The sequence below is a fragment of the Moritella dasanensis ArB 0140 genome, assembly GCF_000276805.1.
GTDB classification, from domain to species: domain Bacteria; phylum Pseudomonadota; class Gammaproteobacteria; order Enterobacterales; family Moritellaceae; genus Moritella; species Moritella dasanensis.
The window spans coordinates 1-13,257 of record NZ_AKXQ01000009.1 but is presented as its reverse complement, the minus strand read 5'-3'; the positions used below and the strand labels follow the sequence as shown (position 1 = coordinate 13,257).

The window sequence follows — 13,257 nt, the reverse complement described above, 5'->3', positions numbered from 1 at the left end:
CAATTATTAGAGTGTTAATGGACTACTTGAATAATCAAGATCTAATAGCCGCTTAAACAACCGTTACAAAGGAATTATGATGGAAATTACATCTGAGTTAAAAGAATTAAGTCTGCGCGTTGCAGAGCACCTAATTAAGCATGAACGTGGTGATTTCTTATTAAGTGTAGCTAGTGGCCAATTATTACCTGAGGAAGAAGGTAACAATTGGTTAGAACTGAAGAAAAAAGTCGTTGATGGAAATGTGTCAGATGATGAGATAAAGCAATTGGTATTACTTTCATCTCATCATCCATTTAAAGATGCTTGTGAACTGTATTTAGTTTGGAAGTAAAGATATTGCTATTTTAGATTGGATACATTGTTTAATGAGTTGTATAGCTTTAATAAATGGTCAGACAATTGCTTAATATCTTTAGGCAAATTCTGAATATCATTCCATTTTCGTAATATTCGATGGCCATCAATATCAACACCAAAGTCCCACACGCCTGAACTCCAATGGCAATGTGGGACTAGGTATTCTAATTTTTTAATAAAGTAATCTTTCAGAGTTACCTCTTGGTTTTTTATGATGTAATCGTAATATATCTCATCAAATAATTGACCTGTTCCTGCAATTCCAGCACCGTGTAATAAACGTGAATATCGAGGTTTCTTACCCCAATCGTCAGAGAATACTATTTTTACACTCGCCCAAAAATCATGAAGTATTGCTATCATTGAATTGAATTCATCTGGTTTTGCTGTCCCTGTTTCAGGATCTCGATAAACATACAAAGCACCTTCTCTTAAACTATTGTCCAACATTTTTATCATCGAGTTATCGGCAACAATACCATCTGGATTAGTGATTGTTTTTATCATGCCGCTTAGTGGAGATTCTTCATTGTTATTTAGATGCTGGGTGAGTAACGATGGAAATTTTTTACGACGTAAATCAGGTGGGAGCAAACCTTTCGTATAAGGTGCTAGTTCATATAATAGTGATTTTGATAAAGGCTTAGTTGAATTGACTAGCATAAATTGCTCACGCTGTTCTTCTGCACTGTCGGTTATAAAAACAGATGCGGGCATTTCAAAGTAGTGACTATCAGCATCTCTTAGTGCAGCTGTTCGTTGTTGACCGTCAACTATTAACCCAGGCTTAACCCAGTCCTGACTATCAGTATTGAAGGGAATATTTAGATAACCAATATTTTTATTATTTTCTAGTTCTTCAAAATAAACGCTAGAATTAAATGCGATGACAATTGAATTTGGGATCATTGAATTTGGTGATTCAATATATTTTTTAATTCCGGATATATGCTTTATAACTTCAGGACGTTGATAACCTATAATGTGATTTAATGTATTACGTTTTATTCTTGAAATATCACATACTTTATCAATTAACTTGCCTTCGATCGAAATGCTAAATAATTGACGGTCTTCACTTTGCTGGATTTTTATTGCAGGTAATCTAATTATCTTCATAGCAATATGCCTATTAATTATCTCGATTGTTGAAGTCGAGTGTACTTTACTTGTATGTTGTGAAAGCCACGACGTTTGTTTCTCTCCGCCCCGCGATAGATCACTACGTTGATACCTATATCATCACATATCTCGCAGCCACAACTCTCCCATGGACGATCTGAAAGAGTTTTATGATAAGCGTCATACATATGACCCCTTCCTTCGGTGTGCAACATTTCATACTCCATCAAAATGTGAAGAGTATCATCAAGTGTAGCTTTATATGACTCATAGGCTTGAAGCGTATTTAAAACTCTTTTTTCCATAATTCTTGCTACGTCATGCGATATAGAACCTGATTGTATTAAATTTTTTAATTTTAGATTTGCATCTATTTGAGGAACTTTAAGCGCTGTATAATAATCACCACTGATAGTGTGATAATTTTTTTTACTATCTTTAAACGCTTGAAGTAATGGTGTTGTGCTATCAAAACTTGATACACCAAGATTGCTGAATTTCTCCGCATGCTCAACTCGGGATATTCCTAATAGATGAAACTGTGTTTTACTTTTTTTTATGTCTTTCAAATATGATAAAAGTTCTAGTAATTGATGAGACTGTAGAGGAACTAAACCACCTAATGTGATTTTGTCATATCCCATTTTCATCAACTGCTTTACAGAGTCACCATATGATTGAAGATCCCATCCATGAGCAACGCCATAAGGAATAAAGTTAGTAGACTTAGATTGGATTAAAAATTGTTCAGCATTATCTAAGGTTAAACTTTGTCTATATCGACTATCTTCTAGTTGAGAAAAAAAAGTCTCAATATGTTTAATTTTATTAATATCGTGAGGCGTAGAGTGTGATATACGTTCTAAGTATTTACGTTTTTTATTTATGTCATCATTGTTGGTATACATGAAAACGATGTGATCTAGCGATATGCCGTAGTCAACGCCGCTTTTTGTGTAAAAGTCGATAGTATCTTCAACCGTAAATGGTGGTTTATCTTCAAATGCGTAAGAGAACGCTCCGCAATCTCCAAATACTTTGATATCAGAAGGTAAACGAAAAAAACGATGTGATTTTTCTCGATAAAATCGATGTCTTTGGGCTGCACTATAAGTCGTTTTTCCTACGTGACCAGGAATGCCATCAACAATCGCTTTGGATACGAGTAGGCCATCGTAAGGTTTTTTCTCAAATAGTTCATGTGCATAACGATCATCTCGTTGACGAACTCTATGTTCATTTCTTTCTTCTGTATTGAAGTTAAAACTAGGATCCACAAAATCTTGGCTATCAGGAAAAAAATATTTGATCACTTGTAATGTCCGTAAGCGAAAATTTATGTTTTGTATTGTAATTTAATTCTTGCGCTTTAGCTACTGAATGAATTGTTTAAAATATTAGAAATTCAAAATGTATGGATGAATGTATAAGTTATTTGAATTATTTAATGTGACTGTTTGAATATTGATTACTGGATGTTTTCGGTGCAAAGCATCGGTATACCTCATTTCTTTGAAATGAGAAAAAGACCATTCTGTACTGCAATTAGCTAACTTTGAAGCATGCTCAGAGGGTGAGGAAAGGTTCAATGAACAGGGAAAGTAAAGATCTAGAGATTTTCTGTTCCACAGATCATATTGAAGAATATACAGTTGAATATCTAAAATGAATCAAACTCGAATATGAACGATTGTTCAGCATTTCGATATCGATTCAGAGTTAGTAATAGAAGTTAACGGTCGATTTCAACGATCGTTGTTCTTGTAACAAAAATAGAGTGGATAAATAAAATATTAGTTATATAATTTTTCACTCTGCGTGAGAGTGAATAAAATTCCATTCGCACTACCTGTATGTGACGTGTTGGTAGTTGATCTGCCGTTCTCGGTAGGTGATCTACCGTTCTCGGTAGAAGAATTAATTGCCTCTCTTCGTCTTGAGTATATAACTTTTGTTTTAAAGGCCTTTGTTCCTTATATTAGTTATATAATCATTATAATTGTTACAACCGTTATAATAGTTATAACACAAAAGATAGATTTAAAACAGCAATTAAACCCAGGCATTTAACTTTAATTTACTGTTTTAATTGACAAAAGTATTTATTTTCAATATGGAATATCCTTGTTAGCTAAAATATGATCACTTATCGTCACAAGATGTTTAAGTGAATATATTTATATTAACGTCGTCAAAAACACACTTAAACAATCCGCTTAGCGTATCTGGCGTGTAAATCCTGCATCCAAGAAAAAGGTTTAACTATTGTTGCCGAGCATCCAATGACACATCAAGCGCTCACCACTAATCATCCTGCAATACAACAAGCATTAGCGAGTTCATGTTAGATCTTGGGCGCCATGGCGCGTGATGATTATGAGGCTAGACGTAAGCGCCAAAATCAAGAGATTGTGAAGACCTGTATAAATGTAAATCGGTTGATGTCGAATTACATAAAAACTATGCTTCTGCTGGAGTGAATCATGCTGATATACAAGATGCACTTAGTTGCTCTTGATCTACGGTTGCGCGTGTACAGAAATTAATGTGATGCACAACTAATCATATATCATTTAGGCAAGAAGTGGTTACCGTGACGTATTGAAACTAGGAAATTGAATTCTGTTTGTTTAACTTAACTTATTTATCAGAACTATTTATGAATTCAAATATTGGTATTAACTCACCCGGGGGACATTCCATTGCCTGGGCTATACGGCATAGCTTTTCTACTGATGTAGATACCGTTCCACTTTCAATCCTACTCATATAACTAGGTGTAATATTTGCTCTAGATGCAACTTCTTGTTGGGTTAGATCCTTTTTAACTCTAGTGATCTTTATCTGTTTCCCAAAAGTTTTAGCAAAATCATCCATTTATAAAAACCTTTTTAAAGCAAAAATGATCTCATATAAAAATATTTTTATCGATACCATACATGGTAATAACTTTCCTTATATGGAAAGTTTATGCTATGTTTATAAACTTGAATTGTACTTTTATTGTTTAGGTCTGTGGATCCGGTGAATTTATGGGAATCGAAAATGAGTTAGTCGAATTTCTTGAAAAGAATATCAAAGACGGGGTGAATAAGCCGAGGGATATTGAAATTATTAAATTTTACTATGGATTAAAAGATTCACCTTGGCCAACGCTAGAGGAAACTGCCAAGATTTTTTTAATTGGTAGTCGAGAGAGAATAAGGCAATTAAGAAATTCTAAGTTTAGAGATCATGTTGATGAAAATGATCTCCCATCGCTTCATAAATTTGTGAAAATATTACAATCCAAAGAGTATTGGCTGGTGTCAAAATTCGAAAAAAAAATTCATGAGTCTGGATTAATAAATCGAAATACTCACATAAAAGGTATCTTTAACCTCATTGAGGATGTCGGCGTTTTTTGTGGTTTCGAAATTTATAATTCTGATCTAAAGAGGTCAACAAGAAGGTCTTACACAGATAACAGAAATAGCTTTTTGATTAAAGTTGTAGACATAAAAGAAGTGGCGAAACTGCTGAATCAAGGCAAAGGATTGGGCCGTTGTGGCGTTGCGAATTTAAATTATTTAGAAAATGATCTTGGTAATTATTATCAATTAATTTTGTCATTGATTGAAAACTCTCCTGCAACTTGGGTCAAAATCGATAGAAATGATTGCTGGTATGTTTTCGAAAATATAGACAACACTCTCGTTAATTATAGTGAAAAAGTTTTTTTGGTAATCGACAGTTGTGATTCAAATAGACTAGCTAAAACTTATAGAAATGCATTGGATGGAAGAACATATAAATACCCGTATCCGCCTGTAGAGATTATTGAAGAGTACTTAAAAAATTCTATATATTTTGTTAATACTGGGTCTGAATTAACATTCACAGGGAAAACTACAAAATTAACTGATATTGAAAAAGATTTAATTTTATTTTTTGCCTTACAGACGACCTTATCTTTTTCGACCCTAGATAAACATCTATCAAAAAAGGGATATGGAAAGCCATACATACTTAAAGCGACAAATTATTCTCCTTTTGTGTTTGTAGATAAAAGACAAGGCCTTAAGCATCATGTATATAACCTAATTGGCCAAATTAAATCAACCTCAAAACTTCAGCCAGATTTGAATATATATGAATCATTCCTGCTCAGGTTGAGATCATTTCTTAATACCGGTACTGATAAAATAAGTGATAAAGCGACTAGAAAAGAGCAGTATATTCTTCAAGAGTGGCTGTTTAAAGATAAAACTCATGAGCATTGCGCGTTATGTGGCGGGGAATTTAGTGTAAAGACTCTAGTTGCTGCACATAAAAAACTTAGATCTGAGTGCAATGATATAGAGCGATTAGACCCGTATATTGTGATGCCGTTATGTTTGATGGGCTGCGATTATCTGTATGAAAATATGTACATATATATCGATGGTGAAGAAGTGAAACGTGGGATCGAGTTTCCGGATTTAAAAACGGAATCTAACTACATAGACGCATTAATTGGACGCAAAATTGATTCGAAATGGCTTTTGGGTAATCAATCTTACTTTCGGTCTCCTAGCAAAGCATAGTTGCGTACAAACTGCTGATGTGGCATTCAATCAGTGCTTATTGATAACAAATTTTGTGACTAAATTTACTAGAAGACTTAAGGGCTTGTATGAGAAAGAATAACGTTTATGAATATTTTAAGTCTTTGAATGGAACTCTAGAGTACGATTTTGGTTGTGACATGAGTGAAGTTCAGCAGCGAATTGATGATGCGTATGGTCTGTTTTTTGGAAAGGCCATCTGTGTTGTTGCAGATTGGCGTTGGATCGATATTGAATTAACTAAAGAAGAAACGAAACGTCTGCCAAGCGATTTAAAACCAATGATTTTGTTTGCAGATACAATCCTAATTGATTCCCCTTACAGAGGCATAGATTGGGTTCTAACTTCAATACTATCGGAATACCAACATCCGGGGCTATTTGTGACAAGGAATACATGCTATGTAATAGTAGGGAGTGGGTTAAGGTGTCAATTACCGTTTCGTGATCTTGCTTTATTTGATTTTTAGCCCCCCCCAAGTTCCACGTTATTCTATTAATTACTGGTTATTCATTCGCATAGCGGTCAAGTTTAAATTCAAAATTAGCTTATTTAGTGCACATTGATATCAATTTAGAAAAAGTGAATATTTCTATACTAAAAATCAATGGTGATGAATGAAAGATGCGGTGATTGACGCTATATAGCTTCTACAAAGGTAATCATCATGTCATAAATTATGATTACCTATTTTGCCGGTGTTATGTGTCAGATTGGACGCATAACACATATGTTCTTAATTCTGTTAATCAAGAACAAGTAAGCCTTCATCCTATCTCTAGGTCGAATCATAATATGAAAAATAAAAAAATCACTTCATCTGTCAAATAGCTGTTAGATCATCATCTACAGCAAACACATATTTAGGCTCACTTAGTGTAGTCTCACTACTGCCTATTTATACAGGGGCCTAGACATTATCGATTAACTTTTTTCTGGCACTATTTAAAGAGTTGGCTCATATTCCTAGTTAGGCTTATATGTCCAGTTAGTTTGAGGCTCAGTGAAAAGTGTGAACTTTTTATTATTCATCGTAGGTTAATATACTTCAACTCAGTTAGTTCAAACCACATCGATTGCTTTGATTGAACTAATTGAGTCATGTCTCTGATTAATTTAATAATCTATTTTTATCGAATAAACTTTTATTTTTCAACATGTAATAAACACAGCGCCCGAGTTTATGCGATAGTACGGCTAACGCCTTTGCTTTACTCATGCGCTTTTGTAGCTTTTTAAAATACAGCTGAGCTTCAGAATTATCACGTAAATATAAGGCCGACATTTGAGAAAATGCTAATTTTAAATGACCATTACCTATTTTATTCCCCCGAGAGCCGTAGCTTTTCCCTCCGGAATCCGCTTTGCATTTAATTAAACAAGAGTATGAAGCAAAATTCTGTACAGATGCAAAGCGATTAATATTACCGATCTCATAAAGAATTGTAAGCGCTATAATTTGTCCAACTCCAGGGATAGATTTTAATAATGAATAGTCTTGAGTATTATGTTGTTTAGCCATTGCTTCAATGTGACGTTCCACCTTTGAAATATCTTTATTCATGTGTTCAACTGTATCAAGATCTAAATTAACACTGCATAGGACTGATTCGTTAGCTTGTTTGAAGATATTACGCATTGATTCTCGAGATTTTGGATAACGTAAATTAACAGTGGGAGCTAGCAGGTTATATTGATTCGTAGTATTTTTTACGTGTGCTTTAAGTTGTGCTCGATAATTTACCATGCGATTTCTTCGGCGAAGTAGATCTCGTGTTGCACGCATTTCTTCGGCATAAACATAGGCAAGAGGAAAGGTACCACTACGCATTAATATTGCAATTTTGTATGAGTCAATTCTATCATTTTTTGCCTTACCAGCATGGATTGCTTTCATATATAAAGCATGGCCTAAAATAAATTTTATATTGTTATTTTCGCAGTAATCAGAGAGCCAATACCAACAATCCATACACTCGACCCCAACTACAATGTTGTCGATGAAAGGCGCTAATATTTCACATAACTTCTCAGTCGATGGTTTTATTTCTTTATGCAGTACTACGATACCGTTACCATTGATAATACAGATATATAAGCTGCGTGCATGTAAATCGATACCACAATAATAAGGGTGTGTCTCGTTATAAAATCTCATTAAATGTTTCCTTTTATTTATTTATATTATTCAAACTACTAATTAATTTAGTAAGCGAAGAAATGGGTTCAACGGGCATTTAGCGCTTGTGAAAGTGAATCTCGTTCTCTTTGTGACAGTGATAATTCATGTTGCAATTGTGATATCTGTTTTTGAACTTCTATTAGTTGAGTCTGCACCTGGCTTAATTTTTCAGCCTTTATTTTTAATTCTTGTAGATCAGTTTCTAATCGTGAATTATCTTTCGTAAAAGCAGTTTTTTCTGTTTGTAGCCGAGCGATCAATATGTTCTGATCTGCTATTGATAATTTAACAATGTCTAATTGTTTTTGAGCTTGTTCATTTTGTGAGTGCTTAATTTCGAATTTAGCTACATCTACTGTTAGTAATTTAACCTGTTCTCTTAATTCAGCGTTTTCTGATTCAGCTTTTTCCAATTGAAAATTTGCAGATTTAACAAGTGATTCTGCTTCTGACTCTGCTTTATTTTTTGCTATTTCAACTACAGTAACCTCTGCACTGATATGTTTAAGTTTTGCGGTAATCTCATTAACAGATTGGATATTTAGCTCTTCTGCTAATTTAATCCGCTCTTGGCAATCGACTTCTTTTTCATCAAGTAATTCGATACTCTCTGCAAGTTGTAATTTTTGACGATTTACAATTTCCGATAGACGGGTTGTTTTGCGATCAACAACAAGCTGAATTTCACTTGCCAACAACTTTGCAATTTTGCTGCTGCCGAGTTCACTTTCCATTTTTGAAACTTCAGCATCTCGTTTATTAAAAAAATCTCTAAGAAAACCTGATACGGTTTCAGTTCTGCCGCCTGTGATGGAAATAACCCCTCGGACAGTCGGTTTGACACTTGCTGTTAGCATATTTGAAGCTATTTTTTCTACTTGTTCATAAGTGATTTTTTGTTCAGTCATTTGCATGCCTTATTTAATTATTTAAATACCTTCAAAAAGGAAGCAGGAAACAATGGTTTCCATCATTTTTTGTTACCTTTAAGGCATTCCGTCAAAACTTGTATTGACTTAAATGCATGCTAATCAACTATAATAAATATTTCGTGCAGAAAACTTAGAAATGGGTGGACACTCTAGCCGTGAATAATGTAGATAAAAATTTTGTAGTTTTATTAGATAAGTTATTGCTGGAACATAAAAGTGAAGTCAGTGACGGTTTATTTAAAAACTTGGAGACACTGTTAAGTGATTTGAAAAAAAAAGGTGTGTCTTTCACTGGTATTAATAAATATCAGCCTGTCTTGATCTATGGGAAATCAAACTTATCAAGATTACTAAAACAATATGTTGATCCGCATTTATTTGCAATGCAAGACGCATTACACAAGCATTTATATTTAGATATCAGCCTTACTGAAAGCTCTCTGATTGATTTTAAATATGGTCAGGTCACAGAGTATTGCGACAATCTACAACGTGTTGCCAAGCGTTTGTCAGATAATGTAGAACTTAATATTAAATATAATGCCACATCAGATATATCTTTTATTAGAATTTTTTTGCTCAATATTCATTCGCTTGTTTCAACTGACTCTTTCAAAACGTGCAAAGTCTGTTTTAGACGAATATTGTCAAAAAGATATTGTTGGTTACACAAATCTGACGATAATAAATTTTATAATCAAACAATACGAGTCACCAAATTTAAAAATGTAGAAATGAATAAATTTATAGAAAAGTGGAAAGCTAAAAGAGCATTTTTAGGCGATCATCCTCACCTAATAGCAATGGAAAGTGGGCAGTATTCTGGAACACAAGGCGAGCTTATTAATGCAGATGAAACCTCAGTTGCTATTCCTGAAGATATTTATAATTTGATTAAATCTTTTTCTCAGCCTACCTGGATTGACGGTGGGGAGGCTATTGAGAGTTTCATTAAACATGAATTACCACTAGTAAATAGAATTACAGAAGAACAAACGAAGAAGGTTGATTCTTTTAGTAAATATGTCAAGAGAATATATAAATCTGATTTTTTAGATAATCGCTATGAAACTTCAGTGTCTGAGCTTTGGTTCTTCTTTACGCTACTAGATGCAGAGTGTTGGCTCGAAGCTAGAATTGAAGCTGAAAAAGAACCTGATCTACGAATGAAAAATACAGTTGAACGAGACAATGAAATAATGAAGTTAAGAGAAGAGGGGATGTCTTACAGAAAAATAGGTAAGGAGATTAATATTAGTAAAAGTCTTGTCGAGAAAGTATGTAAAAGTATTGCCTGAGTTTTATTTGTTAATACCAAGGTGAATTACAATTACTTAGTATGATGGCGATAAGACTTTTGCAAGATTCATCTTCTATATTTCTTTCTTAAGCAGTATCAAAAAACCGTCGTATATTGATACCAGCCTTCCATATTTAAAACTGGTGTCAAAAAAGTAGGGTGTAGACTTAATGATACTTTAATTATATGATACCCCCATATTTGATACCTTCTATAAAAGTGAGTGACCAATGCGTATCTTCTCCTATTGCCGAGTCTCTACAACAGAGCAAACCACCGAGAATCAAATAATTGCTATCCGTCAGAAAGGGTATGAGGTGAATGACTCTCGTATTATTAGTGAAACGGTTTCAGGTTCTGTTGAAGCAATGAAGCGGGATAAATTTAAGATGCTAATCAATCACCAGATAGAAAGTGGCGATATGTTGGTTGTCTTGAAGCTAGACCGTTTAGGTCGAGATAACATAGACGTACAAAACACAATAAACCTGCTTACAGAGAAAGGCATTAAAATTGTTTGCCTTGACCTCCCTGTTGCAGATCTTTCTAGCGCAGAGGGTAAGTTGATGTTGCAAATGTTTTCGGCCTTTGCTGAGTTCGAGCGAAACAGAATTAGAGAGCGAACAAAAGAAGGGCTTGAACGAGCTAAAGCTCAAGGTAAAAAGCTGGGCAGACCAGAAGCCCACGCCACAACGCATTCAGTTCAGGTAAAAAAAGCAGAGGGGTTATCGCAATCAAAAGCAGCAGAAGCATTAGGTTTGGGAATTGCTACAGTGAAAAGACATTGGAATAAAGCGCATTAGTCTAAATATAATCTATCAGTTTCACATCTACGATGAGACTATTATTCCATAATAGATTCCCCCCAAATAAGTGAAATATCATTTCCTGGTGCCAGTCAAACTAATTTTTTATGACCAGCGAATGACATTTAGTTATACCACAGTGTTTAATAAAAACTGACTTATCTTACAAAGAGCACTTTGCAGTTTAGATTATTTGCTTTACCTATTTATTTGGGGGAACTTACTTACGCTCGGTTTATCCCAAAATCGAGCATAATTTGCTAAGTCGCTTTCGTCCCCTTTAGCGAGTTAGCGATTTCATAGCTTTTACAACTGAATTCAAGTAAGACGCAGTAAAACTCGTTATTGAGCAAGGATATACCAGACAAGCAGACGCGATAGCTTGGGTATTTCATTAAGTGCTATCACGCATTGGGTTAAGGCTGAAAGTGGTTCGCAAGCCAGACCAGGAACCAAACAAGAAAGCTTAAACCTATCTGAATGTAATGAACTTGATATGCTACGTAAAGAAAACGCTAAACTGCTGATGGAGAAGGAAATCCTAAAAAAGGCCGCAGTCTTCTTTGCCAAGGAAAGCGAGTAAGGTTTCAGTTTATTGCTGAGTATAAGAAGACATTTCCAATTCGAGTTACATGTAAAGCAATGGGCGTAAGCCCTAGTGCTTTTTATCACTGGCTATCAAATAGAGCGTCGCCCAATAAAGATGTAGCGCTCGATATTAAGGCAACAGAGATATTTAATTCTCACAGAAAAATACTAGGCTATCGCAGATTAAAAAATGAGTTACGCAAAGAATGATTTGATGTTGGTTATTATAAAATATGGCGCTTAATGTCGCGCTTAGGCTTGCAATCTCGCTACCCAAAACGATTCAAGGTAACTACTGATAGTAAGTATAATTTTAATATTGCAGATAACTTGTTAGACCGTAAATTCGATGTTCAGCAGCCCAATAAATATTGGACAACGATATCACCTACGTTTGAACGTTGGATGTATTTAGCCGTTGTAATGGATTTATATTCAAGGCAAATCATTGGATGAAGTATTGCCGACAACATGAAAACATAAATGTGTTTGCAGGCGCTACAGATGACTTACTAGCGACAATGGAGATGATACCCAGCATGAGCGGCAAAGGTGAGTGCTGGGATAATGCACCAACAGAGCGATTTTTTAAAAGCTTCAAACATTGATTCACCATCGGTATTGCTTTATTAAATTTATTTGAAATTATGGCTATCTTCACCACTGTATTTCTATGGTGTATTGGAAAATCTGTGACGATTTTGATAATTCTGAGTGAATCAATGATTTAATTAGTCTTTAAATCATATTAATAAAAGAATTATACGAGATGTATGCATTTTAGTGATACATTGTTTAATTACATGTTTTATATATCAAAATTTACGGTTTTGGTCAAAAATATTAATCTTCTTAGTTAATTTGGTGCTATAGATAGTATGAACAAAAATGCTATAACTCTTCGTCAATCATCTGCATTGACTTTGACAAAAACGAATAACTTAATTTCGTTAACTAAAAAACTGCTCTCTGCGAAAAATGCGTTAGCGCGGCCAATAAATAATGATAATTGGTGTGAAGAGCTATGGTCGTGGGCTGATGCAAATAGTATTGATGAATCTACTATTCCAAGAACCGTAGATTCTCTTGTGCAACTCAGTAAGCTTGAGTTATTTAGCAACCAACTGCGAACGGAACCCCCTGAATCACTAGGTAATTTAATACAGCTAACTGATCTATATTTAGCTGGTAATAGACTCGTTGAACTGCCTAAATCGTTAGGTAACTTGACTCTGCTTACTAAGTTTCGTTCGCAGGGTAATGATCTGGTTGAATTGCCTGAATGGCTAGACAACTTAACGCAACTCACTGAGCTTAGTTGGTGGGGGGACAGATTAACAGAGTTACCAGAGTGGCTAGGCAACTTGACTCAACTGACTA

12 protein-coding genes are annotated in these 13,257 nt (G+C 34.6%); 7 read left to right on the top strand and 5 right to left on the bottom strand.

Translation table 11 applies throughout. The features are described 5' to 3' along the window. Nucleotides 1-79 precede the first annotated feature (79 nt). Nucleotides 80-334, top strand: coding sequence for a hypothetical protein (locus A923_RS0109030; protein ID WP_017221344.1), 255 nt, complete (start codon nucleotides 80-82; stop codon nucleotides 332-334). Nucleotides 335-342: 8 nt separating this feature from the next. On the opposite strand, the gene dbpB is transcribed toward A923_RS0109030, so the two are convergent. From dbpB to A923_RS0109015, 3 genes are all read right to left on the bottom strand, one after another. Further along, complete coding sequence (dbpB, locus tag A923_RS0109025) at nucleotides 343-1,479, bottom strand: DGQHR domain-containing protein DpdB (protein WP_017221343.1); 1,137 nt, start codon at nucleotides 1,477-1,479, stop codon at nucleotides 343-345. A gap of 17 nt (nucleotides 1,480-1,496) precedes the next feature. Continuing rightward, nucleotides 1,497-2,795 carry a tRNA-guanine transglycosylase DpdA gene (dpdA, locus tag A923_RS0109020; protein ID WP_017221342.1) on the bottom strand — a complete coding sequence of 433 codons (1,299 nt, stop codon included), beginning with the start codon at nucleotides 2,793-2,795 and terminating at the stop codon, nucleotides 1,497-1,499. A gap of 1,327 nt (nucleotides 2,796-4,122) precedes the next feature. Further along, nucleotides 4,123-4,359, bottom strand: a complete 237-nt coding sequence (locus A923_RS0109015; protein WP_017221341.1) for a helix-turn-helix domain-containing protein — start codon at nucleotides 4,357-4,359, stop codon at nucleotides 4,123-4,125. A gap of 155 nt (nucleotides 4,360-4,514) precedes the next feature. On the opposite strand from A923_RS0109015, the gene A923_RS0109010 reads away from it, so the two are divergent. Continuing rightward, nucleotides 4,515-6,047, top strand: coding sequence for a sigma-70 family RNA polymerase sigma factor (locus A923_RS0109010; protein WP_017221340.1), 1,533 nt, complete (start codon nucleotides 4,515-4,517; stop codon nucleotides 6,045-6,047). An 89-nt stretch (nucleotides 6,048-6,136) separates the two neighbouring features. After that, nucleotides 6,137-6,538 (top strand): DUF6957 family protein, encoded by a 402-nt coding sequence (locus A923_RS22630; protein ID WP_017221339.1) that lies wholly within the window; start codon nucleotides 6,137-6,139, stop codon nucleotides 6,536-6,538. 642 nt (nucleotides 6,539-7,180) lie between these two features. On the opposite strand, the gene A923_RS0109000 is transcribed toward A923_RS22630, so the two are convergent. Both A923_RS0109000 and A923_RS0108995 read right to left on the bottom strand, forming a co-directional pair. Continuing rightward, a complete protein-coding gene (locus tag A923_RS0109000) occupies nucleotides 7,181-8,227 on the bottom strand; it encodes an IS110 family RNA-guided transposase (protein WP_017221338.1) in 1,047 nt (348 codons plus the stop codon). A gap of 68 nt (nucleotides 8,228-8,295) precedes the next feature. Continuing rightward, complete coding sequence (locus tag A923_RS0108995; protein WP_017221337.1) at nucleotides 8,296-9,159, bottom strand: hypothetical protein; 864 nt, start codon at nucleotides 9,157-9,159, stop codon at nucleotides 8,296-8,298. A gap of 179 nt (nucleotides 9,160-9,338) precedes the next feature. On the opposite strand from A923_RS0108995, the gene A923_RS0108990 reads away from it, so the two are divergent. From A923_RS0108990 to A923_RS22140, 4 genes are all read left to right on the top strand, one after another. Beyond that, entirely contained in the window at nucleotides 9,339-10,481 is a 1,143-nt protein-coding gene (locus A923_RS0108990; RefSeq protein ID WP_157532802.1) for a helix-turn-helix domain-containing protein, read from the top strand. A gap of 232 nt (nucleotides 10,482-10,713) precedes the next feature. Beyond that, nucleotides 10,714-11,286 (top strand): recombinase family protein, encoded by a 573-nt coding sequence (locus tag A923_RS0108985; RefSeq protein ID WP_017221335.1) that lies wholly within the window; start codon nucleotides 10,714-10,716, stop codon nucleotides 11,284-11,286. A 385-nt stretch (nucleotides 11,287-11,671) separates the two neighbouring features. After that, nucleotides 11,672-11,872: a hypothetical protein gene (locus tag A923_RS22145; protein ID WP_017221334.1), complete on the top strand. Its 201-nt coding sequence runs from the start codon at nucleotides 11,672-11,674 to the stop codon at nucleotides 11,870-11,872. 883 nt (nucleotides 11,873-12,755) lie between these two features. After that, nucleotides 12,756-13,257 (top strand): leucine-rich repeat domain-containing protein (locus A923_RS22140; RefSeq protein WP_026006162.1); only part of this gene is annotated, 502 nt, incomplete at its 3' end.

What these genes read in the sequence shown, in the direction of transcription:
- A923_RS0109030 (WP_017221344.1), top strand. Translation starts at nt 80, where the DNA reads ATGGAAATTACATCTGAGTTAAAAGAATTAAGTCTGCGCGTTGCAGAG.
- A923_RS0108985 (WP_017221335.1), top strand. Translation starts at nt 10,714, where the DNA reads ATGCGTATCTTCTCCTATTGCCGAGTCTCTACAACAGAGCAAACCACC.
- A923_RS0109015 (WP_017221341.1), bottom strand. Translation starts at nt 4,359, where the DNA reads ATGGATGATTTTGCTAAAACTTTTGGGAAACAGATAAAGATCACTAGA.
- dbpB (WP_017221343.1), bottom strand. Translation starts at nt 1,479, where the DNA reads ATGAAGATAATTAGATTACCTGCAATAAAAATCCAGCAAAGTGAAGAC.
- A923_RS22630 (WP_017221339.1), top strand. Translation starts at nt 6,137, where the DNA reads ATGAGAAAGAATAACGTTTATGAATATTTTAAGTCTTTGAATGGAACT.
- A923_RS0108995 (WP_017221337.1), bottom strand. Translation starts at nt 9,159, where the DNA reads ATGACTGAACAAAAAATCACTTATGAACAAGTAGAAAAAATAGCTTCA.
- A923_RS0109010 (WP_017221340.1), top strand. Translation starts at nt 4,515, where the DNA reads ATGGGAATCGAAAATGAGTTAGTCGAATTTCTTGAAAAGAATATCAAA.
- A923_RS0109000 (WP_017221338.1), bottom strand. Translation starts at nt 8,227, where the DNA reads ATGAGATTTTATAACGAGACACACCCTTATTATTGTGGTATCGATTTA.